1 protein-coding gene is annotated in these 436 nt (G+C 30.7%); it reads right to left on the reverse strand.

Annotated elements, in window-relative coordinates:
* Nucleotides 1-255, reverse strand: a 255-nt coding sequence (locus tag J502_RS16235) for a helix-turn-helix domain-containing protein (protein ID WP_034685313.1), incomplete at its 3' end; no start/stop codon positions are given.
* Nucleotides 256-436 lie beyond the last annotated feature (181 nt).

Here is a 436-nt window from a genome sequence, read left to right on the forward strand (position 1 = left end):
TTTCCAGAGGATTGAATCGATTTTGAGTTTTCTGTGACCACGTCTACGTCTAGCGAAGGTGTTATCAGAAGCATATCGAGCTTGATAAACGTCATTGATGCTATTTCTTTTAAGCTCACGATAGATCGTACTAGGATGTCTTTTAATGAGTTCAGCAAATTTTCTGGCTGAAAAGCCTTCTTTTCTTGACTCAAGCATTAATGCAGTACGATCTTCAAAGTTAAGATGATGGTATGACAATTTTATATACTCCATAAACCCTTTAAATTAATTAGGTGGTTTATGTCGCACTTCAAGTTTTACTCTGCCGGTTTTATCCTGATGTAAAGGTTTTAATTTGGTTTTTAATAATTAGACAAAAGTAAGATTTTAATAAAATTAAGTTTAATTTAAATATAATTCAGTATTGAATTAAATATTAAAATTTGAAGGATTG

The organism is Acinetobacter sp. 1294596 (genome assembly GCF_000582925.1).
GTDB lineage: Bacteria > Pseudomonadota > Gammaproteobacteria > Pseudomonadales > Moraxellaceae > Acinetobacter > Acinetobacter radioresistens.